General features: G+C 72.5%; 22 protein-coding genes. 10 read left to right on the forward strand and 12 right to left on the reverse strand.

The features are described from left to right. Positions 1 to 159: 159 nt before the first annotated feature. From AB0K60_RS18140 to AB0K60_RS18150, 3 genes are all read left to right on the forward strand, one after another. On the forward strand, positions 160 to 1,572 hold the full coding sequence (locus tag AB0K60_RS18140; protein ID WP_364055584.1) for a hypothetical protein: 1,413 nt from the start codon (positions 160 to 162) through the stop codon (positions 1,570 to 1,572). Then, positions 1,542 to 2,267 (forward strand): response regulator transcription factor, encoded by a 726-nt coding sequence (locus AB0K60_RS18145; RefSeq protein ID WP_364055587.1) that lies wholly within the window; start codon positions 1,542 to 1,544, stop codon positions 2,265 to 2,267. Before AB0K60_RS18140 ends, AB0K60_RS18145 begins: the two co-directional genes overlap by 31 nt. Positions 2,268 to 2,337: 70 nt before the next feature. After that, on the forward strand, positions 2,338 to 2,742 hold the full coding sequence (locus tag AB0K60_RS18150; protein ID WP_364055590.1) for a hypothetical protein: 405 nt from the start codon (positions 2,338 to 2,340) through the stop codon (positions 2,740 to 2,742). Positions 2,743 to 2,788: 46 nt separating this feature from the next. Here AB0K60_RS18150 and rraA read toward each other — a convergent pair whose 3' ends face one another. Then, positions 2,789 to 3,259 (reverse strand): ribonuclease E activity regulator RraA, encoded by a 471-nt coding sequence (gene rraA / locus AB0K60_RS18155; RefSeq protein WP_364055593.1) that lies wholly within the window; start codon positions 3,257 to 3,259, stop codon positions 2,789 to 2,791. A gap of 201 nt (positions 3,260 to 3,460) precedes the next feature. Here rraA and AB0K60_RS18160 point away from each other — a divergent pair, with 201 nt between their 5' ends. Continuing rightward, the gene (locus AB0K60_RS18160; RefSeq protein WP_364055596.1) at positions 3,461 to 4,324 is read left to right on the forward strand and encodes a PaaX family transcriptional regulator C-terminal domain-containing protein; all 864 of its coding nucleotides are present in this window, start codon (positions 3,461 to 3,463) and stop codon (positions 4,322 to 4,324) included. Positions 4,325 to 4,546: 222 nt separating this feature from the next. Here AB0K60_RS18160 and AB0K60_RS18165 read toward each other — a convergent pair whose 3' ends face one another. From AB0K60_RS18165 to AB0K60_RS18180, 4 genes are all read right to left on the reverse strand, one after another. After that, positions 4,547 to 5,005: a MaoC family dehydratase gene (locus AB0K60_RS18165; protein WP_364055599.1), complete on the reverse strand. Its 459-nt coding sequence runs from the start codon at positions 5,003 to 5,005 to the stop codon at positions 4,547 to 4,549. Between the two features lie 111 nt (positions 5,006 to 5,116). After that, a complete protein-coding gene (locus AB0K60_RS18170; RefSeq protein ID WP_364055602.1) occupies positions 5,117 to 6,781 on the reverse strand; it encodes an AMP-binding protein in 1,665 nt (554 codons plus the stop codon). Between the two features lie 4 nt (positions 6,782 to 6,785). Beyond that, entirely contained in the window at positions 6,786 to 7,721 is a 936-nt protein-coding gene (locus tag AB0K60_RS18175; protein WP_364055605.1) for an amidohydrolase family protein, read from the reverse strand. Between the two features lie 14 nt (positions 7,722 to 7,735). Further along, positions 7,736 to 8,638 carry an SDR family oxidoreductase gene (locus AB0K60_RS18180; RefSeq protein ID WP_364055608.1) on the reverse strand — a complete coding sequence of 301 codons (903 nt, stop codon included), beginning with the start codon at positions 8,636 to 8,638 and terminating at the stop codon, positions 7,736 to 7,738. Between the two features lie 859 nt (positions 8,639 to 9,497). On the opposite strand from AB0K60_RS18180, the gene AB0K60_RS18185 reads away from it, so the two are divergent. Continuing rightward, positions 9,498 to 9,647 carry a hypothetical protein gene (locus tag AB0K60_RS18185; protein WP_364055611.1) on the forward strand — a complete coding sequence of 50 codons (150 nt, stop codon included), beginning with the start codon at positions 9,498 to 9,500 and terminating at the stop codon, positions 9,645 to 9,647. A 90-nt stretch (positions 9,648 to 9,737) separates the two neighbouring features. On the opposite strand, the gene AB0K60_RS18190 is transcribed toward AB0K60_RS18185, so the two are convergent. From AB0K60_RS18190 to AB0K60_RS18200, 3 genes are all read right to left on the reverse strand, one after another. Beyond that, the gene (locus AB0K60_RS18190) at positions 9,738 to 10,331 is read right to left on the reverse strand and encodes a hypothetical protein (RefSeq protein WP_364055614.1); all 594 of its coding nucleotides are present in this window, start codon (positions 10,329 to 10,331) and stop codon (positions 9,738 to 9,740) included. A gap of 3 nt (positions 10,332 to 10,334) precedes the next feature. Then, positions 10,335 to 10,610 (reverse strand): hypothetical protein, encoded by a 276-nt coding sequence (locus AB0K60_RS18195; RefSeq protein WP_364055617.1) that lies wholly within the window; start codon positions 10,608 to 10,610, stop codon positions 10,335 to 10,337. Positions 10,611 to 10,736: 126 nt separating this feature from the next. Further along, positions 10,737 to 11,033 (reverse strand): hypothetical protein, encoded by a 297-nt coding sequence (locus AB0K60_RS18200; RefSeq protein WP_364055620.1) that lies wholly within the window; start codon positions 11,031 to 11,033, stop codon positions 10,737 to 10,739. A 24-nt stretch (positions 11,034 to 11,057) separates the two neighbouring features. Between AB0K60_RS18200 and AB0K60_RS18205 the strand changes: the two genes are divergently transcribed. From AB0K60_RS18205 to AB0K60_RS18225, 5 genes are all read left to right on the forward strand, one after another. Then, positions 11,058 to 11,552: an Lrp/AsnC family transcriptional regulator gene (locus AB0K60_RS18205; protein WP_364055623.1), complete on the forward strand. Its 495-nt coding sequence runs from the start codon at positions 11,058 to 11,060 to the stop codon at positions 11,550 to 11,552. Positions 11,553 to 11,612: 60 nt separating this feature from the next. After that, the gene (locus tag AB0K60_RS18210) at positions 11,613 to 14,114 is read left to right on the forward strand and encodes an ATP-binding domain-containing protein (protein WP_364055626.1); all 2,502 of its coding nucleotides are present in this window, start codon (positions 11,613 to 11,615) and stop codon (positions 14,112 to 14,114) included. An 825-nt stretch (positions 14,115 to 14,939) separates the two neighbouring features. Then, positions 14,940 to 16,952, forward strand: coding sequence for an apolipoprotein N-acyltransferase (gene lnt, locus AB0K60_RS18215; RefSeq protein WP_364055629.1), 2,013 nt, complete (start codon positions 14,940 to 14,942; stop codon positions 16,950 to 16,952). Continuing rightward, positions 16,952 to 17,698: a polyprenol monophosphomannose synthase gene (locus tag AB0K60_RS18220; RefSeq protein WP_364055871.1), complete on the forward strand. Its 747-nt coding sequence runs from the start codon at positions 16,952 to 16,954 to the stop codon at positions 17,696 to 17,698. Before lnt ends, AB0K60_RS18220 begins: the two co-directional genes overlap by 1 nt. A 190-nt stretch (positions 17,699 to 17,888) precedes the next feature. Continuing rightward, complete coding sequence (locus tag AB0K60_RS18225) at positions 17,889 to 18,431, forward strand: FxsA family protein (protein ID WP_364055632.1); 543 nt, start codon at positions 17,889 to 17,891, stop codon at positions 18,429 to 18,431. Positions 18,432 to 18,710: 279 nt separating this feature from the next. Here the strand turns inward: AB0K60_RS18225 and AB0K60_RS18230 are convergent, their stop codons facing one another. The 4 genes from AB0K60_RS18230 to AB0K60_RS18245 all read right to left on the reverse strand — a co-directional run bounded on the left by AB0K60_RS18230 (position 18,711) and on the right by AB0K60_RS18245 (position 22,140). Continuing rightward, complete coding sequence (locus AB0K60_RS18230) at positions 18,711 to 19,055, reverse strand: RNA polymerase-binding protein RbpA (protein ID WP_364055635.1); 345 nt, start codon at positions 19,053 to 19,055, stop codon at positions 18,711 to 18,713. Positions 19,056 to 19,186: 131 nt separating this feature from the next. Then, positions 19,187 to 20,602, reverse strand: a complete 1,416-nt coding sequence (locus AB0K60_RS18235; protein WP_364055638.1) for an MFS transporter — start codon at positions 20,600 to 20,602, stop codon at positions 19,187 to 19,189. After that, entirely contained in the window at positions 20,575 to 21,372 is a 798-nt protein-coding gene (locus AB0K60_RS18240; protein ID WP_364055641.1) for a glycerophosphodiester phosphodiesterase, read from the reverse strand. Before AB0K60_RS18240 ends, AB0K60_RS18235 begins: the two co-directional genes overlap by 28 nt. Positions 21,373 to 21,543: 171 nt before the next feature. Beyond that, positions 21,544 to 22,140, reverse strand: a complete 597-nt coding sequence (locus AB0K60_RS18245) for a methyltransferase (protein ID WP_364055645.1) — start codon at positions 22,138 to 22,140, stop codon at positions 21,544 to 21,546. Positions 22,141 to 22,207: the final 67 nt, after the last annotated feature.

The following is a 22,207-nucleotide window of genomic DNA, read 5'->3' on the forward strand; positions in this document are numbered from 1 at the left end:
CGCGCCGAATCGGCCGATGGGAACCTCGGTCACGGCGGGATGGAGCCCGTGAGCGGCGACTCGATCCGTCCGGTGCCGGAGCGGTCTGGTTTGCGGCGTACGGCCGCTGAACGCGCCGAATCGGCCGATGGGAACCTCGGTCATGCCGGGACGGAATCCGTGAGCGACGACCCCGCGATCCTGGTCGCCCGCCGGTACGCCCGGGGCGCCACCGTCGGCGCCGTTGTGGTCGCCGCCGGCTGGCACCTCGGACACGACCTGCCCATCATCCTCACCGGCTGGTCCGGCTACCTTTATCCCTGGCTCGCCGTGGCGGCCTCGTCCGGATACCTGCTCATCGGCGTCGCCGCAGCGGTCGCGCTGCTGCGTTCGGACAAGCCGATCAGGGCCGTATGGGCCTGGGCCGTCGCCGCGCTCACCGTCGTCGTCGCCACGATCGTCGCCTGCCCGCCGGACCAGGTGACCGGGCCGCTGAACTGGAGCTGGGGGTCGATCGGCTGGCTCGGCGTCATCCTGTTCTGGCGCCGCCGCCACCACGTGCGGGAGCTGTGCCTGTTCCTCGCCGCCGACGCCGCCATCGTCCTGACCGGGATGATCGCCGCCGGGTTCACCGACCGGGTCGCGCTGGCCCGGTACCTGATGGTGCTCGTCGGCATCCTCACCCTGCAGATCGGCGGCGCCGTGGGCGGCCACGCCCTGGACGCCGCCGCCCGCTGGGCCGCCGACGCCTCCGCTCGCCGCGCCGAGACCGAGGCCGCGCGCAGGAGCGCCGAACTGGTCCACGCCGACCGGCTGCGCCGCTACGAGGCCGTACGGCTCGCCGCCGCCGACCTGCTCACCGAGATCGCCAATGGCGCGGACCCGGCCGACGAGCGGTTACGGCGCGACTGCGCGGTGGGCGCGGCCCGGCTGCGCCGCCTGATGGCCGAGACCGACGACGCGCCCGAACCGCTGCTGCGGACCCTGCGCGCCCATGTGGCCGACGCCGAGCGGCGGCGGGTCCTGGTCACCATGGAGCCTCCCGTCGGCACCATCCCCGACCTGCCTCCCGAGGTCGCCGACGCCCTCGCCGACGCCCCGGCGCGGGCCTTGCGCGCGGCCAGGACCGAGGCCCGGGTCACGGTCTACGCCACCCCCCGCGAGGTGATCGTCAGCGTCGTGGCCGACACGGACGACGAGTTCGCGGACGGCGGCGGCCCAACCACAGCCACGTACGACGGGGGCACGTACGACGGGGGCACGGACGGCGGGGGCACGGACGGCGGGGGCACGGACGGCGGGGGCACGGACGGCGGGGGCACGGACGGCGGGGGCACGGACGGCGGGGGCACGGACGGCGCCGAAGCGGGGGACGCGGTCGTGAGCGGTGCGGAACTGGGCTCGGAGATTGGCACGGAGCTGGGCTTGGAGACGGGCTCGGAGACGGGCTCGGAGACGGACGCCGACATGGGCGCCGCGGACGGCGGTGTGGGCACGGACGGTGCGCCGGTGGTGGTGCGGAACGGCGTACACGTCACCTGGCAGCGGGAAGGACGATCGCTGTGGATCCAAAGCAGATGGCCGGTCGGGTGACCCTCGCCGTGGTCGAGGACCACCCGGTGACCGTGGACGGCATCCGGCTGTGGCTCGACCGCGACCCCGAGCGACGCGTCGAACTGCTGGCCAGCGGGCCCACGATCGAAGCGGTCCTGGCCGGGCCGGGTGCCGACGCCGACGTGCTCCTGCTCGACCTGGAGCTCAACGGCGTCATGGTCGTCGACCGGATCGCCGGCCTGTGCGCCGACGGCCGCCGCGTCGTCGTCTTCTCCGGCCATCGGGACCCCGAGACGGTGCTGGCCGTGCTCGAGGCGGGAGCCGCCGCCTTCATCGCCAAGCACGAGAGCGCCGACCACTGCGTGGAGACCATCGTCGCGGTCGCCACCGACCGCCCCTACGTGACCCCCACCATGGCCCACGCCCTCCTCGCCGACGCCCGCCCACAGCGCCCCCAACTGTCCGAACGCGAGCACCTCGCCCTGCTGCTGTGGTTCCAGTCGATGTCGAAGGCGTCGGTGGCCCGCCGCATGGGCATCAGCGAGGCCACCGTCCGCCAGTACATCGACCGCGCCCGCGTCAAATACGCCAAGATCGGCCGCCCGGCCCCGAGCAAGGCCGCCCTTCTCGCGCGCGCCATCGAAGACGGCCTCATCCGCCCCGACGAGGTCCGCACCTATCGGTCCTTCGCGTCCGACGACGCCGCGCCGCCCCCGCACGACGCGGAGGAGTGAACCCGCGCCCGCCGGGCCGATCACCGCCGCGATTCGCCCCCGACACGCGGCCGAAGACGTGAGCCAAGACGTGAGCCAAGACGTGAGACGGCGGCATCGGACTGCCCGTCGTCGCGTCCGGGCCACCGGAGCCGACCCGGCGGAGCCGATCTTCCGGCTGGAGGGCGGATCGGGCCGGACGAACGTGTCCTTCCCCACCGCGAGCCGCCTGACCGGCCGCCACTACGTCGTCCTCGTGGGATACCGGGGCGTGGACGGAATTGTGCGGCTCGACTGCCCCGAGGTGGAGTCGGCGCCGTGGCGGTCGGCCGACTTCGCCGGCGAGGAGTCGGCACGCCGCTACGCCGGGGCGTTCGGACAATGCGCCAGGCGGCTGACGCGCGAGGGCATCGACCTGACGGGCTACTCGCTGCTGCGGCGGGCGACGACCTGGAGGCGGCGCGGCAGGCACTGGGATACGACCGGATCAACCTGATCAGCCCCCCGCCGGGTGAGCGTGGTCCGCGGCGAGGCGCCGGGGGTCAGCCCTTGGTGACCAGGATGCCGTCGTCGTCGCTGAACAGCTCCGCGCCGGGGTGGAAGGTGACGCCGCCGAAGGCGACCGGGACGTCACGGTCGCCCGCGCCGGTCTTCGTGCTGGTACGCGGGTTGGAGCCGAGGGCCTTGATGCCGAGGTCCAGCTCGCGCAGGGCGGCCGCGTCGCGTACCGCGCCGTTGATGATCACGCCGGACCAGCCGTTGGCGACCGCCATGCCGGCGATGACGTCGCCCATCAGCGCGGTGTGCACCGAGCCGCCGCCGTCCACCACCAGGACCCGGCCCTCGCCGGGTTCGGACAGCACCGACTTCAGCAGCGCGTTGTCCTGGTGGCAGCGCACGGTGACGATCCGGCCGCTAAAGGCGCGGCGTCCGCCGTACTGGCGCAGTTGCAGGTCACAGGAGTCGAGGTCGTCGCCGCGCTCGTCGTACACATCTGCGGTCGCGAAGCTCACATCCGGCTCCTTCGGTGGCCGTTCCCGCCGTTGGTCGAATCCTAGGACGGCGCGGATCCGGCTCCCGTCCGGGGGTGCGCATGGCCGAAACGGTCCATCGGTGACGGACGGCCGGATGCCTCCGGGTGATGGCGTTGACGGCCTATATTCGGCTAATATGTGACGGCCGTCAGGAAAGCGCATAAGTTACGGGAGGCTCGGGTGGGCGACCACGGGGACGCCGAAGCCACGGGGGCCGGTCCCGCGCCGTGGCGGCGTCCGCAGGCGCTCATGCTCACCTTCTGCGCCCACTACATGCTGGGCAGAGACGAGGCGATCTACTCCGGCAGCCTCATCGAGGTGCTGCGGCGGGTGGGGATCGGCGAGCACGCGGCCCGGTCCACCCTGTCCCGGATGACCGCCCGCGGGCTGCTGGAACGCCACCGCTCGGGCAAACGCGTCTACTTCGCGCTCACCGACCAGGCCGCCGCCGTCCTTGAGGAGGGAGGGCGGCGCCTGGGCCGCGCGGTCAACCGCGACTGGGACGGCACCTGGACCCTGCTCGGCTTCTCCCTGCCCGAGACCCGTCGCGCCGAACGGCACCTGCTGCGCAGCCGGCTGACCTGGGCGGGCTTCGGCCTGCTGCAGAACGGCCTGTGGATCGCCCCGCACGCCGTCGACGTGAATCGGCTCCTGGACGGGCTCGACGTCATCGGCCACGTCAAGGCGTTCCGGGCCTCCACCCTGCGGCCCTCCCAGATCGACGACATGATCGCCGACGCGTGGGACATCCGCGAGATCGCCCGCGGCTACCGCGACTTCCTCCGCCGATGGGACGGGCCCGAGCCGCCCCCGGAAGCCGCCGACCCGCTGTCGCACCAGCTGCTGATGGCCGCCGAGTGGCTGCTGCTCATCCGGCAGGACCCCCGCCTCCCGCTGCGGCACCTGCCCGCCGACTGGCCGGCCGTACGCGCCGAGCAGCTGTTCCTGCACCGCCGCGAGACGCTGCAGCGGCAGGCACGTCCCGTCGTCGACGCCCTCCTGCACCGCCTCCCGCTGCGGCCGGGGCCCGCCCTCACCCACTGACGAAGCGGCCTCTGGACGCGCGCGGGGAAGGGGCCGCAGAGAAAGGCCCCGAGCAGGCCGCCGGCCTCTGAGCCCGCCCCACGTCACCCGGCGCGAAGGGAGCCGCAGAGAAAGGCCCCGGCCATGCTCCGCCATCCGGGTGGCGATCATGACCGGGGCCGGCACCGTCGCTGGGACGAAGCGGTCGCGTGGCACGCCCGCCCAGCCGGACGAGGGAACGGCTCAGAGGTAGTGACGCACGATGATGGAGGCGACGCAGGCCGGCTTCTCCCTGCCCTCCACCTCGAAGGTGAGCGTGAGGGCCACCTGCACGCCTCCGGGCACGTCGGTGACCTCCTCCACCTTGGCCCCGCAGCGCAGCTTGCCGCCGACCGGCACCGGGGAGGGGAACCGTACCCGGTCACACCCGTAGTTGACCCCCATGGAGAAGCCCTCGATCTTCATGATCTGCGGGAGGAACATGGGGGTGAGCGACAGCGTGAGGTAGCCGTGCGCGATCGGCCCGCCGAACGGCCCCGACTTGGCGCGCTCGGGGTCCACGTGGATCCACTGGTGGTCCCCGGTGGCGTCGGCGAAGAGATTCACCTGCTCCTGAGTGATCTCCACCCACTCGCTGTAGCCGACGTGCCGACCGGCGAGTGCCTTCACGCCTTCGACGCCGACGGCGGTGGTGGCTGCCATGAACGATCCTTTCCTAGTACGGTTCCCACCCCGGCCGCCCCTCCGGCGCGGGCGCGCAGGGGACGAGGGGACGGCCGGGGCCGGGTGAAGCGTGGACGACCTACTCCTGGCCTACTCCTGGCCTTCCGCGGCGGCCTTGCGGGCCCAGGCCAGATCGGATTTGCCGGTGAGGGTGCGCTGGATGGCGGGCACGAACACCACCTGGCGGGGCCGCTTGTAGTCGGCAAGCTCGGCGCCGACGTGCTCACGGATCTGCTCGGCGGTGAGCTGGGCCCCCGGGCGGAGCGCCACGACGGCCACGATGCGCTGCCCCCACCGCTCGTCGGGCATGCCGACCACGTTGGCGTCCTCCACGTCCGGGTGAGCGCAGATGACCTGCTCCACCTCCTCGGCGAAGACCTTCTCGCCGCCGGTGTTGATCACCCGGCTGTCCCGGCCGAGCAGGATCAGCGACCCGTCGGCCTCCAGGATCGCCATGTCGCCCGGCACCGAGTACCGCTCGCCGCGGACCATGCGGAACGTCTGGGCGCTCTTGACCGGGTCGCCCAGGTAGCCGATGTCCTCCGGGGCGGGGGCGGCGAGGTAGCCGACCTGACCGGAGCCCGGCACGACGTCCTCGCCGTCCTCGGTGATGACCCGCGCCCCCGGGAACAGCTCGAACCGCGAGCTGATCGCCCGGTCGCCGCGCTTGGTGTAGGAGATCGCGAACGGACCGCCCTCGGACGCGGCGACGCTGTCCTGCAGCACCGCGTCGCAGTGCTCAAGCAGCCGGTGCTTGACCTCCGCACTCCACGCCACGCCCACGCTCAGGATCCGGCGCAGGCTGCTCAAATCGGCGGGCCGTCCCTGCGCCGCGGCCGCCTCGAGCGCGTCCGCGAGCGGGCGGGCGAACGCGTCGCCGACCAGGCACACGTCCGTCACCCGGTACCGCGCGACCACGTCCATCAGGTCCTCGGGCCGGTACGAGCGCCCGGGCAGCAGCACCACGGTCCCGCCGCACAGCAGCGTGCCGAGCGCGCAGTACATGCCGGTGCCGTGGATGAGCGGCGGGGCCACCAGGGAGATCGGCCGCCGCGGGTGCGCCATGTTTTCGCGGGCGAACTCGGCCATGTCGGCGACGTCGGCCGGCACGTCACGGCCCAGCAGCTTGGGGCCGTTGTTCTCCGCGACGCCGATCAGCCAGCGGTGCGACGCGCGCACGCCCTTGGGGCGCCCGGTCGTGCCGCCGGTGAACAGCACCCACTCGTCGTCGCCGCCGCGCGGGATGCGCGGCATCGGCTCGGCCGTCGCCAGCGCCGCCGCGTAGTCGCCCGGCTTCAGGTCCCCCCAGCCGTCGCCGACCGGAGGCGCCGGCTCGCCGTCGGGGCCCGGCGAGGCCAGCCGCAGCAGCGCGGTCAGGCCGGGCAGCTCCCTGGCGACCCCGGCCATCCGGTCGTCGAGCGCCGAGTCGAAGATCAGGCCGGTGGCGGAGGCGTCGCCGAGGATCTCCAGAAGCTCGCGCTCCCGGTACCGGTAGTTCACGTTCACCGGTACGGCCCGCAGCTTCATCAGCGCGAAGACCGCCTCCAGGTACTCGACGCCGTTGTACAGCGCGATACCCACCCGCGCCCCCCGGCCGATCCCGGCGTCGGCGAGGTGCCGCGCCAGCCGGGCGGCGCGGTTCTCGAACTCCGTCCAGCTGTAGGTCGTGTCGCGATGCACGACCGCGGGGCTGTCCGCCGCCACGTCCGCCACGATCTCCAGGAGTGTGGCGAGGTTGTCGTCGGGGGTCGCCATCGCCTCAGCCCTCTCCGCCCAGGCCGAACAGCCGCACCGCGTTCTCCTTGAGGATGAGCGGCCGTACGTCGGGCCGTATGTCGATCTTCTCGAAGTCGGCCAGCCAGCGGTCCGGAGTGATGACGGGGAAGTCCGAACCGAACAGCACCTTGCGCTTGAGCAGCGTGTTGGCGTACTGCACCAGAGCGGGCGAGAAGTACTTCGGCGACCAGCCCGACAGGTCGATGTACACCTGCGGCTTGTGCAGGCAGACCGACAGCGCCTCCTCCTGCCACGGGAACGAGGGGTGCGCCATGATGATCGGCATGTCGGGGAAGTCGACCGCGACGTCGTCGATGTACATCGGGTTGGAGTACTTCAGCCGGATCCCGCCGCCGCCGCGCGTCCCGGCCCCCACACCGGTGTGCCCGGTGTGGAACAACGCGATGCACCCGTGCTCGGCGATCACCTCGTACAGCGGGTAGGCGTCGCGGTCGTTGGGGTAGAACTCCTGCGAGTTCGGGTGGAACTTGAATCCGCGCACGCCGTGCTCGGTGATCAGCCGCCGGGCCCAGGCCACGCCCTCGGCCCCGCGCGCGGGGTCGACGCTCGCGAAGGGGATCAGCACGTCGGGGTGCTCGGCGGCCAGCTCGGCGATCTCCTCGTTGCTCGGCTGGCGATCGTTGTCCGGGTTGCGCGCGTTGTCCACCCCGAACACCACCGCGGCCATGGTGCGGGAGCGGTAGTAGTCGGCGACGTCGTGCACGGTCGCCGGCTTGCTGTCGGACTTGAAATAGGCGGCCATGTCCTTCAGACCGTCGCTCACCGGTTTGCCGCGCGTCGAGGCGTGCACGTGCACGTGCACGTCGATCGCGGTGAGCGCCGTGACGTCCATGATCGCGGCGGGACTCGTGGCGGGGGAGGCGGACGTCCCGGAGGCGTCCAGTTCGGAGGTGCTCATAGGGGATGTTCCCGTCAGCTCTTGGGGAGGTTCATCGGCGTGGGGCGGAATTCCTGCAGGCGCGGGGTGAACACCGAGGGGAAGATCTCCGCTATCGACTCGGCGCTCCAGCCGCCTTCGCGTACGGCGCTGACCACCTCGGCGGGGTGCGACCACAGCGCGATGCGGTCGCCGCCGACGCCGATGGCCTGGCCGGTGACCCCGGCGGCCGCGTCCGAGGCGAGGTAGACGACCAGCCCGGCGGCGTCGTCCGGAGTCCCCAGGCCGGCCAGCCGCACCTCGCGCGGCACCGGGCGGCCCGCCTCGACCTCCTCGACCAGCGACCCGAGGCCGGGGATCGTGGCGACCATCCGGGTCAGCGCGGTGGGGATGATCCCGTTCACGGTGACGCCGGCCTTCTCGCACTCGACCGCCCAGGTGCGGACCAAGCCGATGATCGCCGCCTTGGCCGCGGAGTACGCGGTCTGCCCGAAGCTGGCCCGCTGGCCGGCCGGCGATCCGACGAGGATCAGCCGCCCGCCCTCGCCCTGCTCGCGGAACCGCAGGAAGGCCGCGCGCCCGCAGGTGAACGTGCCGCGCAGGTGGGTGCGCAGGACCAGGTCGAAGTCCTCGTCGGTGGCGTTGCGCAGCGTCCGGTCGCGCAGCACGCCGGCGTTGGTGACCATCACGTCGAGCCGGCCGAACTCGCCGACCGCCCGATCGACCAGCGCCTGCGCGGTCTCGGACTCGCCGACCGGGCCCACCTGGGCGACGGCCGTGCCGCCGTCCTTGACGATGTCGGCCACGGTCTCCTCGGCGACGTCCTTGTCGATGTCGTTGACGACCACCGACGCCCCGGCCGCGGCCAGCGCCTTGGCATACGCCCGCCCCAGGCCCCGTCCCGCCCCCGTGACGACGGCCACCTTGCTATCGAGCATGCGCCCCTCCACCCTTCTCTTGGCTGCCCCGGCAAAGTTAGCCACAATCATGACGGCCGTCAAGAATGTGCTGCATTACTTCCGCTTGGCGGGAAAGCCCTTACCCCGCAGGCGGAACGATGCGGCGCGCCGAGACGGGTCAAGACATGGTGGTGAGCCGCCGACGCCGGATCAGGCGCGGCGCGGGGCCGCCGGGTGAGTCGGTGCGGGGGAGGGGCATGCAGGCGGGCGCGACGGCGAGGCCCGACCCGCGCCGGGCGTCGGCCGGGCGCCCCGGCCAGGGCGCCGCTCCCGGCGGCGGGGGTCACACGGCGGCCGCGTGCCATCAGCGGCACCAGCTGTCGACGGCGGGGGCCGCGGCGAGTGGGGGTGAAGAGGTCATCCGGGGTGGAGTGCCGCGGTTGGGCTGGGCTTTCGGCCAGGCTGAGAACGGGTCGCCGGCCTATGGGCGGCGGATGAGATGCGCGCCGGTGCGGCCCAGCGCGTGCGGCCCGGCGCGTGGGGGCCGCGTGTGGGGACGGCGTGTGGGGACGGCGTGTGGGGACGGTGCGTAGGGACGGCGTGTGGGGACGGCGTGTGGGGACGGTGCGTAGGGACGGTGCGTAGGGACGGTGCGTGGAGACGGCGTGTGGGGACGGCGTGTAGCGACGGCGTGTGGGGACGGTGCGTGGGGGCCGCGGGTGCGGACGGCGTGTGGGGACGGTGTGTAGGGGCCGCGGGTGCGGACGGCGTGTGGGGACGGCGCGTGGTGGGGGGAGGGCGGCGGAACGGTCACCGTATGTTCACCGAACGGACATCTTTCCGCGTCCCTAGCCTCACCTAAAGCGGACAAAGATGGCTATAGCACCATCTTCTACCTGTGAGGTTCACCGTGCCCGCATTCCTCGGCTCGTTGCTCGCCAAGGCGGCCGTCATGCTGCTTGAAGCCCTCATCGCCGAGCTCGTCCAAGCGTTGATCAGCGGAATGTTCCGCAAGGCCGGCGCGCGCCTGGCCATGCAGATGGCCTGACGGCGCGCCGGCCGGAACTCGCGGGTGGTGGGACGGCTGGCCGACGGCGGCGAATCGGGATGGATCAGGTGGATCGCGCCGGAGCCCGGCTCACGGCCGGCCCTTGGGCTCTCCCTTCGCCTCAGTCTTCGTCCCAGCGCCGGCCCGTGCCCTGGGCTCGCTCTTGCCTTCGGCCGCGTACGGAGCCCTCGCCCCGGCGGCGGGGCCTCCCGGCGGCTCGGCGACCGTCTCGGTAGTAGGCCCGGTAGTAGTGCCGGTAGCCGGCCCAGTAGTCGGCCCGGCAGTCGGCGCAGTCGCCGGTTCGGTGGTCGGTTCGCCGGTACGCCGGGCACGCTGCCCTTCCCGGCGGACCCGCTGTCCTATCGCGGTGCCCACGCCGATGGCGACCGCGACGGGCCACTCGATGGCGCCGAGGGCGGCCATGGCGCCGAGTCCGCCGTAGTAGGCCAGACGCGTGGGCGAAGGCAGGGCGGATCGGGCCGCCCGGGCGGCGCGCTCGGCCGGTTCGGTGGGCATGTGCGGCATGCGCAAGTGAGGGCGGTGGATGTGGACGCTCATCACCGGTGTGTCGAGCGCCAGCAGGTCGCGCTCGGGCGTGGTGCGCTCGCCCTGCCGCTCCCTTTCGGCCTGGGGCCCTTCCGAGACCTTCCCGGCGGTCGCTCGCGTGGTTTCGGTCATGGTCATGGATCATTCCCCCTGCGACGATGCGGACAATTCATACAGCCTTGCCGCATGTGCAGATAAAAACCGGGATCTAACCCGATATGACGACACGTTTCCGCGCTTTTTAGCCGCACCTCGCTCCGCAGCCGCACTATCTGATCTACATTGTAAAGCTCTGTGCAGCACGTTGAGAATCGGCACGTGCGCCTGGCGCAGCACCAGCCGCCCCCGGTAGCGCACCTCGCGCAGCTCCACGCCCGAGCCCTCGCCGTGCTTGAATCCCGAGCGGCCCGGTTCCACCCTCGTGATCCTGGCAAGGGACGCCTGGATGGCCGCTTCCGCCTCGCCTTGGCCGAGATCGGGAGCAGCCCGAGGGCGTAGCGCTTGGTCCAGGGGGTTTCCACGGGGACTCCGGTCGGCTCGCCGTCAGCCGCTCCCCGGCAACGGCCATCGCGGTGCCTCCACCGGAGCGACCCAGGCGAAAACCGCCCTCCGCGCCGCCGTCGTCGGGTGGGCGTCCAGGCGTACGAACGACAGCGACATCGACGAGGCCGCCGCGCGGCCGGTTCGGGCCGCGGGACTGCCGCCGGAGGACCCGGCCGAAACCCTTGTCGGGCCGGTACGGCGGGCGGGCCATCGTGCCGACGACGTGGCGCTGCCGGTGCCGGAGGCGCGCGGCGAGGTCGCGACCATGCCGTAATCGGCGTCGGGCCGAAACACCATCGCGGCGACGATACCGTGTGACGAGTGGAGGAGATCGATCGCCGTATCGTCACGCTGCTGGCCAAGGACGGCCGCATGAGCTTTACCGACCTGGCCAGGGAGACCGGACTTTCGGTGTCGGCGGTGCACCAGCGAGTGCGGCGGCTGGAGAAGCGCGGGGTGATCCGCGGCTACGCGGCCCTGGTCGACTACGACGCGATCGGCCTGCCGCTCACCGCGTTCATCTCGATCAAGCCGATCGACCCCGCCGCGCCCGACGACGCCCCGCAGCGGCTGCAGCACCTGGCGGCGATCGAGTCGTGCCACAGCGTGGCCGGGGATGAAAGCTACATCCTCAAGGTCCGGGTCGCTTCGCCGCAGGGGCTGGAGGACCTGCTGCAGCGCATCCGCGCCGCCGCCAACGTCTCCACCCGCACGACGGTCGTGCTGAGCACTCCGTACGACTACCGCGCCCCCGACATCTCCGGCGGCGTCGGGCGGGGAAACGGCGGCGGACGCGAGGACGACGAGAAGGGGTAATCTCGACGGAAATGCTATTGTGGCTACTTATCGTTCGCCCGCGTCGCACCCATCACACCGGTGAATGACGCAACACGGCGCACAAGAACACCAAAAGGCCCGGAGAACCCCATTTTCACCAATGCTAGTGGCAGGCCAACCGCCCGTCAAACCGAGCTGGCCAAGGAGCAGCGATACGTCACCACCCTGTACGACCGGCTCGACCTGCTGCGGGAGCGAACCAAACGACAACTCGACGAGGTCCTGGCCCAGGGCGGCGGCGGCACCCACCAGAACCGCTCCGAACGCGACACCTTCGCCAACATGTACACCGACCGGCTGGCCAGGCTGTGGGCCGTGGAGAACGGGCTGTGCTTCGGCCGGCTGGACCTGGCCGCCGGAACCACGGACGCCGCGGACATCGGGGACACCACGAACACCACGAACACCGGGGACATCCGGGAGGCCGGGGACAGCGGGGACGCCGGGCGTACCGGCGGGGGCTCCGCGGACCCCAGCGAGACGAACGCGACCGTCTCGCACTACATCGGGCGGATCGGACTGACCGACGACGGCCAGCGACGGCTGCTGATCGACTGGCGGGCGCCGGTGGCCCAGCCCTTCTACCGGGCCACCCCGGCGGCCCCCATGGGCGTGCGACGCCGCCGCCACCTGCGCACCAAGGGCCGCGAGGTGATCGCGGTGGACGACGACCTGCTGGACCTGGACAACCTCACCGACGCCGACCGGGCCACCCTGAACGGCGAGGCCGCCCTGCTCGCCGCGCTGAGCGAGAAGCGCACCGGCCGCATGCGCGACATCGTCGCCACCATCCAGGCCGAGCAGGACCGCATCATCCGCGCCGACCTCAACGGCGTCCTGGTCGTCCAGGGCGGCCCCGGCACCGGCAAGACGGTCGTCGCCCTGCACCGGGCCGCCTACCTGCTCTACACCCACCGGGAGCGGCTGGAACGCCGGGGCGTGCTCATCGTCGGCCCCAACCCGACCTTCCTGCGCTACATCGAACAGGTCCTGCCGTCGCTGGGCGAGACCGACGTCCTGCTCGCCACCGTCGCCGAGCTCTACCCCGGGGTGAGCGCCACGGCGACCGAGGACGAGCGGACGGCGGCCCTCAAGGGCGAGCTCCGGATGGCCGACGTGCTGGCGGCGGCCGTACGCGAGCGGCAGCGCATGCCCCGCCACCCCATGGAGATCAAACTCGACCGCTACACCCTCCGGCTCGACCACCGCACGCTGGAGGCGGCCGGGCAGCGCGCCGCCCGCTCCCGCCGCCCGCACAACCAGGCGCGCGCGGTGGTGGTACGGCACCTGCTGAACGCGCTGGCCCGGCAGGCGGCCCGCCGGCTCGGCAAGGGCCTGATCGACGACGCCGAGCTGGAGGACCTGCGCGAGGACCTGCGCACCGAGCCCGCCGTCCGCGCCGCGCTCAACCGCGTGTGGCCCTACCTCACGCCGCAGCAACTGCTCATCGGCCTCTACACCTCCCCCGAGCGGATGGAACGGGCCGGGCTGGACGCCGGGGAGCGGGAGCTGCTGGCACGCGATCGGCCCCAGCCCGGCGAGCCGTACTGGACCGAGGCCGACGTGCCCCTGCTGGACGAGGCGGCCGAGCTGCTCGGCGACATCGACGAGGGGGTGCTGCGCGCCGCCGCCACGCAGGCCGAGGAGGAGGCCGCCGCGCTGCGCGCGGCGCGGCGCGACGCCGAGCGGCAGGAGCTCGCCTACGCCCAGGAGGTGCTCGAACTGACCGGCATGGCGGACATCCTCGACGCCGAGCGCTTCGCGGCCCGGCACCGCGGCGACGACACGTACCTCACCACCGCCGAGCGGGCCGCCGCCGACCGGCGCTGGGCGTTCGGCCACGTCATCGTGGACGAGGCGCAGGAGCTGTCGGAGATGGCCTGGCGCATGCTGATGCGCCGCTGCCCCAGCCGCTCGATGACGATCGTGGGCGACCTCGCCCAGACCGGCTCGGCCGCCGGCGCCCGCTCCTGGGGCAGCGTCCTCGACCCGTACGTGGCGGGCCGCTGGCGCGAGCGCGCGCTCACCGTCAACTACCGCACCCCCCGGCAGATCATGGCCGTCGCGGCGGACGTGCTTGCGCTCGTCGATCCCGGTCTGCGGGCCCCCGAGTCGGTGCGCGAGACCGAATCCCCGCCCTGGGCCGTCGAACTCGACGACCTGTCCGGCCTCGGCCCGATCGTCGCCGCCGAACGGGCCCCGGACGGCAGGCTCGCGGTGATCGTCCCCCGTTCCCTGGCCGCCCGGGTCGGCGCGCTCGTCACCGCCGAGGTACGCGACGCCGTCGCCGGTCCCGGGGCGGGGGCGCTCGACGCCCCCGTGGCCGTGCTCACCGTCACCGAGGCCAAGGGCCTGGAGTTCGACACCGTCCTCGTCGTCGAGCCCGGCCTCATCCTCACCGAGTCGCCCCGGGGGGCCAGCGACCTGTACGTCGCGCTGACCCGCGCCACCGACCGCCTCGGCGTCGTCCACACCGGCGGCCTCCCGCCCGCGCTCGCCCGGCTGCCCGGCCCCCGGGACGGCGGGCCGAGCCGGACGTGATCGTGACGCACGGTGACCGGCGGTCGAGTACGCCCGGACGGGCCTCGGCCGCCGCGCGATCCCGGGGGCCGCGGCGCGCGCCCGCCGCGATGTGGCGATTTCGACGGCGGTGACCCGTACGCACCGGAAAGACTTCCTTCCAGAACGTCTTTCTGTTCCCGGCCAGGCCCCCTGGAATTGTGCCCTAGCTGCGAAAACTTGTATTTCCGCTGATCGGGACACGGTTGACATCTGAGCTGAGGTCGGTAGTTTGCTGCCAGTCCAGCACGGGACTGACCGGTTGGCCGTCTTCTGACATCGTCGGACTCTGCGTCCGTGACGGAGCGTGACTCCGTCTGCACAGCCAGGCGCAGCGCTGGCGTTCCGTCGAGTCGGGGCACCCCAGCCGGATCGGGGGGTTGGACCCGGGAGGGGCCCGGATACCCAGTAGACAACGGATTCCGAGCTCGCCGCCGACGAGACGGGTCCGGTCCGAAGGGATGATCCGGGCCCTCTTCCGTCCCGCCGATCCAACCCGCACGCGGGGCTCGCCCTCGCCGAATCGGGGCATCCGGGGTGGCCGTATCACGCGAGTTCCACGCGGTAGGCGGCGTTGTGCCGGGGGATGCGCGGGATCCGGGACGCTGTGACCGCCGCTGCGGAACCTTCCGATCCCGGCGTAGGGTGCGACCAGGCGCGACATCCTTCGAGCGGACCGGGTCCGAGAGCCCGGACGCGGGGCGGGGCCTTGAGCGGATGGGCGTGGAACCGGCGGGCGCCGGAAGGCGGTAGCGTTCAGGGCTACCGGGATAACCGCTGGCGACCACAAGGAGAAAAGCCCCGCTCGTGGCAAACGACACCCTCCAGCAGACGTCCGGCCAGGTGGACGCGCCGGCCGCCGCGCCGACGCGCGCCTGGAAACGCCTGGTCACAGGCATCGCGGGCGGGCTGCTGCTCTACCTCGCCTTCCCACCGAGCGGGCTGTGGTTCCTGGCGCCGCCGGGCATCATGCTGCTGACCCTGTCCCTGTACGGCACGCGCCCCCGCCGCGCCGCCTGGCTGGGCTATGTGGGCGCGGTGGCCTTCCTGCTGCCCACGCTGGCCTGGGTCCGGCCGATCGGGGACGACGCGTGGCTGGCGCTGGTGGGGCTGGAGGCGCTGTTCTGGGCGCTCCTCGGAGCCGGGGCCGCCGTCGTGATGCGGCTGCCCGGCTGGTCGCTGTGGGTGGCCTGTCTGTGGGTGGCGCAGGAGTGGCTGCGCGGCACCGTCCCCGCCGGCGGGTTCCCGTGGGCGCGGGTGGCCTTCAGCCAGGCGGACTCGCCGTTCGTGGGATTCGCCGCGCTCGGCGGCGTGCCGCTGGTCTCGTTCCTGGTCGTGCTCTGCGGCACGCTGCTTGCGGCCGCGATCGTCCGGATCGCCCGCCCGCGCGACCCCAACCCCTTCCGGATCAACCCGTTCGGGCCTGGCGGCCCGCTCCGGCTCGGCACCCGGCCGTGGGCGCGGAACCGGTCCGCGGCCCCCGGCGCGGGCAACGCGGACGGCGGGGACACCGGTGGTGCCGTGGGCGCTCCGGACGCCACGGCGGCCCGCTCCGGCGAACCCGGCGACGACCCCACGCCGGATCCGGCCGGAGGCACGGGACTCGGCCCGGCGGCCGACTCCCCGGCCCCGGCGCCCGAAGCCGCCCTGAACGCGGTGAGCGTGCGCGAACCGGGCACCGTGCCCGCCGGTGAGGCCCCCTCGCCGCCGACGGCGGCACGCCGGCCGCGAGCCGTGACCCGTCCGATCGCGGGCACCCTCGCGGGCACCATCGCGGGAGTCGTGGCGATCCCCCTGCTGGGCCTGGCCGTGCCGCGTCCCGCCGAGGAGGGCGCGCGGACCGTGCGCGTCGGCATCGTGCAGGGCAACGTGCCGGGCCGGGGCATCAACTTCCTCGGCGACGAGCCCGCGGTCGTGCTGCGCAACCACGCGAACGTCACCCACGAGATGGCGCGGGCCGTGCGCGAGGGCAGGCTGCCGAAACCCGACCTGGTGGCCTGGCCGGAGAACTCCACCGACATCGACCCCTACCGCAGCGCGTTCGCCCGCGACACCATCCAGGCCGCGGCGCGGGACATCGGGGTGCCGGTCCTCGTCGGCGCGGTGGTGCGGACCCCCGACGGGAAGAACCGCTACACCCGCAGCCTGGTGTGGGATCCGGTCACGGGCGCGGGCGACTACTACGACAAGCAGAAACTGGTGCTGTTCGGCGAGTACATCCCGTTCCGGGACGTCCTGCAGCGGTTCATCGGCCGTCTCCGCCTGGCGGGCGTGTCGGCGCTCCCCGGCACGAAGGACGGCGACCTCGTCATGGGCCCGGTGACGATCGGCGCGATCAACTGCTACGAGGTCGCGTACGACTCGGTGGTGCGCGGCACGGTCCGCGCCGGGGGCACGCCGCTGATCGTGCAGACCAACAACGCCACGTACGCGCTGACCGGCCTGCCCGCCCAGCAGCTCGCCATGTCGCGGCTGCGGGCGGTGGAGCACGACCGCGCCGTGATCGCCGCGGCCACGACCGGGATCTCGGCCTACATCGACCCCGACGGGCGGGTGCGCTGGCAGACCCGGGAACTGGTCGCCGACAGCACCGTCGTCGAGGTTCCGGTGCGTACGGGGGAGACGATCGCGACGCGCGTTGGCGCGCTACCGGAGTGGATGCTGATATTGGTGGGTACGGGCGTTTTGGGAGCTGCGCTCCTCGGAGGGCGGCGGGCGAGCCGGGCACGGAGGGAAGACGCTATGACCGGCGACAGGCGAGACGAGGCGGGGACCACCCGGCCCGTCCGGTCGACGCGGATCGGCGCCGAGGACCGATGATGGAGCCGACCCTGGGACGTGTGCTGATCGTCGTCCCCACCTACAACGAGCGCGGGAATCTGCCGATGATCACCGGCAGGCTGCGGGCCGCGCTGCCCGAGGCCGACATCCTGATCGCCGACGACAACAGCCCGGACGGCACCGGCGAGGCCGCCGACGCGATCGCCGCCGAGGATCCGCAGGTCCACGTGCTGCACCGGCCCGGCAAGCAGGGGCTCGGCGCGGCGTACATCGCCGGCTTCCGCTGGGGCCTGTCGCACGGCTACGACGTCCTGGTCCAGATCGACGCCGACGGCTCCCACCAGCCCGAGGAGCTGCCCCGCCTGCTGGAGGCCCTGTCGCAGGGCGCGGACCTGGCCATCGGCTCCCGCTACGTCGTCGGCGGCGAGGTGGTCAACTGGCCGTGGTCACGCGAGTTCCTGTCCCGCGGCGGCAACATCTACACCCGGATCATGCTCGGCCTGCCCATCCGCGACGCCACCGCGGGCTTCCGCGCCTACCGCGCCGCCACCCTGGAGAAGATCGGCCTCGACGACGTCCAGTCCCAGGGCTACTGCTTCCAGGTCGACCTCACCCTGCGCACGATCCGCAACGGCCTGCGCGTCCGCGAGGTCCCGATCACCTTCGTCGAACGCACCGTCGGCGCCAGCAAGATGAACCGCGCCATCATGGCCGAGGCCCTGTGGCGCATCGCCGCCTGGGGCGTCACCGGTCTTCCCGCCCGTTTCCGGCGAAACCGCCACTGACGCGTACGAAAACCCCGGTGGGTGGAACTCCGGCGGCCGGTCCGGCGTTGCACGGGTGTGGGGGAAACAGACGCGGGGCGGTTCCACCGCGCTCGACGGGCTCGACGGGCTCGACGGGTTCGGCGGGGAACACGGGGCCGCGGCCACCGGTTCCCTGTACTGACGGTTTACTCGGGGTGATGATGGAGCCATGCTGCGTCCGCTGCTGTTCATAGCCTTTCTGGTCGTACCGGTCGCGGAGATCTGGCTGCTGATCCAGATCGGCGAGGTCATCGGCGGGTGGCAGACCGTCGGCCTGCTGATCATCGACAGCCTGCTCGGTGCGTGGCTGGTGCGCCGCGAGGGACGCCGCGCCTGGCGCGCCCTGCAGGACGCGGTGGCCGGGGGCCGCATGCCCGAACGCGAGCTGTTCGACGGCGCCCTGGTGGTCGCGGGCGGCACCCTGCTGCTCACCCCGGGCTTCCTCTCCGACGCGCTGGGTTTCTTCCTCATCCTGCCGTTCACCCGGCCGATCGCCCGCCGCCTGGTGTCCTGGTTCTTCGCCCGCCGCGTCCGGGCGCTGGCCGCCCGGTCCCCGTACGCGCCGCTGTTCACCATGGACCCCGGCACCGCGCCGGGCCAGAGCGCCGGGCAGCCGCGGGGCCGCGTGGTGTACGGCGAGGTGATCCGCGACGACGCCGGCGGCGAGCCCGGCGGCTCGGCGTACCCGGCCAAGCCCAATCAGGTGGGCTGAGGGCGGCGACCGCCGGGGATCGCGCGAGCACGATCACGGGGCACGATCACGGGCCACGATCATAGGCCGGGCCCCGCCGCGTCCGTGCGCGCCGCGCCACGGCATGAGAAGGCACGAAGAAGGCGAAGAAGGCACGGCATGAGAAAACCCCCGACCCGGTGGCGGGCCGAGGGTTCGGGCCGTGCGTCGCGGTGTCAGGTCCCCCCGAAGGCCTATCGTGCGAGTCCGGCCGCCTTGCGCCGGGCCGTCGGACAACGGCCCGGCCGGCCGGTCGGGAACTCAGGCGCTCTTGCGCCGCTGCGCCCGGAGGATCGCGAGGCGCTCGTTGAGCACCTCCTCCAGATCCTCGATGCTCCGCCGCTCCAGCAGCATGTCCCAGTGGGTGCGCGGCGGCTTCACCTTCTTCTGCTGCGGCTGCTCGGCGTCCACCCGAAGAGCCACCGCGCCGCAGTTGCGGCACTCCCAGGTCGCCGGGATCTCCGCCTCGGCGGCCAGAGGCACGCTGAACTTGTGGCCCTTCGGGCAGGTGTAGGACACCTCCTGGCGCGGAGCCAGATCGGTGTTGCGGTCGTTCTCGTAGCTGGTCGCCCCGAGCCGGGTACCGCGAAGTGCACGCTCGCCCATGTTTCAATGCCTCCTGAGGGCCCCAGATGTGAGGGGTTTATCTCCCACGGCTTACAACGCTTGGTACCGTGGATGGATTCCCACCCAAGAGGTGATCCAATCGCGCTTTTTGGCGCGGTACGACACGAGCTTCAGATGTGCTGCGGGACCTCGTTGCCGGCCTTCTCGATCGCCCGGGGCAGATTCGTCAGCACGAGCAGCACGAACCCCAGCACGAAGAAGACGATCAGCGACAGGATCGCGGTCCGGTAGCTGTCGGTGAGCTGCAGCGCCAGCGTCAGCGCGAGCGATCCGAGGAACGCCGATCCCTTGTCGCTGATCTCGAACAGGCTGAAGTACTCGGCCTCCTTGCCCGCCGGGATCACCAGCGAGAACAGCGACCGCGACAACGCCTGGGTGCCGCCGAGCACGATCGCGATCACGAAGGCCATGGCGTAGAACTGCCACGCGGACCCGGCCTGGAGGAAGTACCCGACGGCCACGACCGCCACCCATATGACCAGGCTGCCGAGCACGGTGCGCTTGGTGCCGAAGACGAACGCCAGCCGTCCCAGCAGCAGCGCCCCGCCGAAGGCCACGAACTGCACCATGAGGATCGCGCTGATCTGCACGGTGGTGCCGAGCAGCAGCTCGTGCGCGGCGTAGGTGGCCGAGAACGCGATGACGGTCTCCACTCCGTCGTTGTAGACGAGGAAGGCGACCAGGAACATCAGGCTGCGCGGATAGCGTCGCAGCTCCAGCGCGGTGCGGCCGAGCTGCCGCAGGCTGCCGCCGATCGCGCGCGCCAACGTCGGCTCCGGCGGGGCCGCCGCCTCTCCGCCCTGCCCGCCCGGCTCCGACGCGCCCCGGACGACCGGCCGGTTGCGCAGCCGCAGCATCGGGATGATGGTGAACCCGGCCCACCACAGCCCCGCCGAGGCCAGGCAGATCCGCACGGCCAGCCCCTCGTCCAGCCCCAGCGCGTCCCGCCCCAGATACAGCCCCAGGTTGATCGCGAGCAGCAGGCCGCCGCCGAGGTAGCCGAACGCCCAGCCGCGCGAGGACACCTCGTCCCGCGTCTCGGCCGAGGAGATCTGCGGCAGGAAGGAGTTGTAGACGACGACGGCCGCGCCGTAGGAGACGTTCGCCACCAGGAACAGCACCCCGCCCAGCAGGTACGCGTCGCCGGAGACGAAGTAGAACCCCAGCGTGGCGAACGCGCCCAGGTACGCGAACAGCGCCAGCAGCTCCCGTTTGCGCCCGGTATGGTCGGCGATCGCCGCCGCCACCGGCATGATCACGATCTGGAAGAACACCGAGATCGTCACGATGCCGCTGAAGTACGCCTTGGGCAGCAGGTCCAGGCCGAGGAACGTGACGACCCCGTCCGGCCCGGCCGCGTTCTCGGCGACCGTGGTCAGGTAGGGGCCGAGGAAGACCGTGATGACCGTGGCGTAGAAGGCGGAGTTCGCCCAGTCGTACCAGTACCAGCCGCGCTGCTCGCGCATGAGGGCCGGGTCGACCCCGGACTTGGCCACCTTCATGCCGCAGCCCGCCCGGGGTGCCACTGGCCGCGCGCCTCCAGCACGTCGCGCAGGCCGGTGATGTTGTCGGTCATGATGCCGTCCACCCCCATGTCGAGCAGTTCGTCCATCCGCGCCGGATCGTCGACGGTCCACACGTGCACCTGCATGCCGACCGCGTGCGCCGTGCGGACCAGGGACCGGGTGGTCACCTTCAGCCCGCGGAACCCCATCGGCACCTGCGCGCAGGCCGCGCCGGAGCGGGCCAGCCCGGTGAGCAGCCGCCCGTAGCCGGCGCTCAGCGACGCCGTGCGCAGCGCCGCGACCCCGCGCGGGCCCAGGGAGAAGGCCACCTCGCGCCCGACGGCCCGCCGCGCCGCCGTCAGCCGCGCCTCGGAGAACGAGGTCAGGCACACCCGGTCGTAGGCGTTGGTCCGCTCGATCGCCTCGGCCAGCGGCCAGATCGCCGGGGCCTCCTTGACGTCGATGTTGAACCGGATGTCGGGCCAGGCGCCCAGCAGGTCCTCCAGGAGCGGGATCTCCGCCACGCCGCCGATGCGGGCCCGCCGTACCTCCCGGTAGGGCAGCTCGGCGATGCGCCCCCGCCGGTCGGTCACGCGGTCGAGGGTGTGGTCGTGGAAGGCGATCAGCACGCCGTCGGCGGTGGCGTGCGCGTCGGTCTCCAGGTAGCGGTAGCCCAGTTCCACGGCGCGGGCGAAGGCGGCATGGGTGTTCTCGTGGTTCTCGGCGGCGCCTCCGCGGTGCGCGAAGGCGAGCGGGCCGGGGTGATCCAGGAACGCGAATCGACGATGCACGCCCGAGAGTATGCCGTTTGCGGTGCGCGAAGGGCAGTTTGCCGGGGTGAACGTTGCGTCACGGTTGCGGTGCCCGTCCCTTCTGCCCGTCCCTTCCGCCCGTCCGTTCCGTCCGTCCGTTGTGCCCGTGGTCTGTCACCGCCGTACGGGCGTCCCGGCACGGCCGGGGGGTCAGGCGCGGGACTCGACCCGCAGGACCCGGTAGCCCGAGCGGGAGGCCAGGCGCGTGGCGGGATGGCCCTGTTCGTTCAGCCAGCGCTGCAGCGAGTCCGAGCCGAGGTGTCTTTGCACCACCAGGTGGGCGACGCCGCCGGGGGCGAGGCGACCCAGCCAGGTGGTCAGCATCTCGTGCAGCGCGGCCTTGCCGATGCGGATCGCGGGGTTGGACCAGATCGCCGCGAACCGCACGTCCGGCGGCATCTCGTCCACATGCACCGACCTTACTTTGTCAAGGCGGGCGGTCGCGGCGTTCCGCGCGCACAGCTCCACCGCGCGCCGGTTGACGTCGACGGCCCACACCGTCGCCTCCGGGGCGCGTGTGGCCATGGTGAGGGCGATGGGGCCGTACCCGCAGCCGAGATCGAGCAGATCCCCCCGCTGCGGCGGCTCGGGGACGGTCTCCAGCAGCACGCGCGTGCCCGGATCGAGCCGGCCGGGGGAGAACACGCCGCTGTCGGTCTCCAGCCGCAGGTGCACATCGGGCAGGACCAGCTCGACGGTGCCCGGCCGCTTCCGCGTCCGGGGCCGTTCCTCGAAGTAATGCGCCACCCGCAGAGGTATATCTCATCCCCGCGCGCTCCGATGCCGTGCGTACGGGGCGGGCGCACGGGCGGGC

Source organism: Thermopolyspora sp. NPDC052614 (assembly GCF_040678635.1).
GTDB lineage: Bacteria > Actinomycetota > Actinomycetes > Streptosporangiales > Streptosporangiaceae > Thermopolyspora.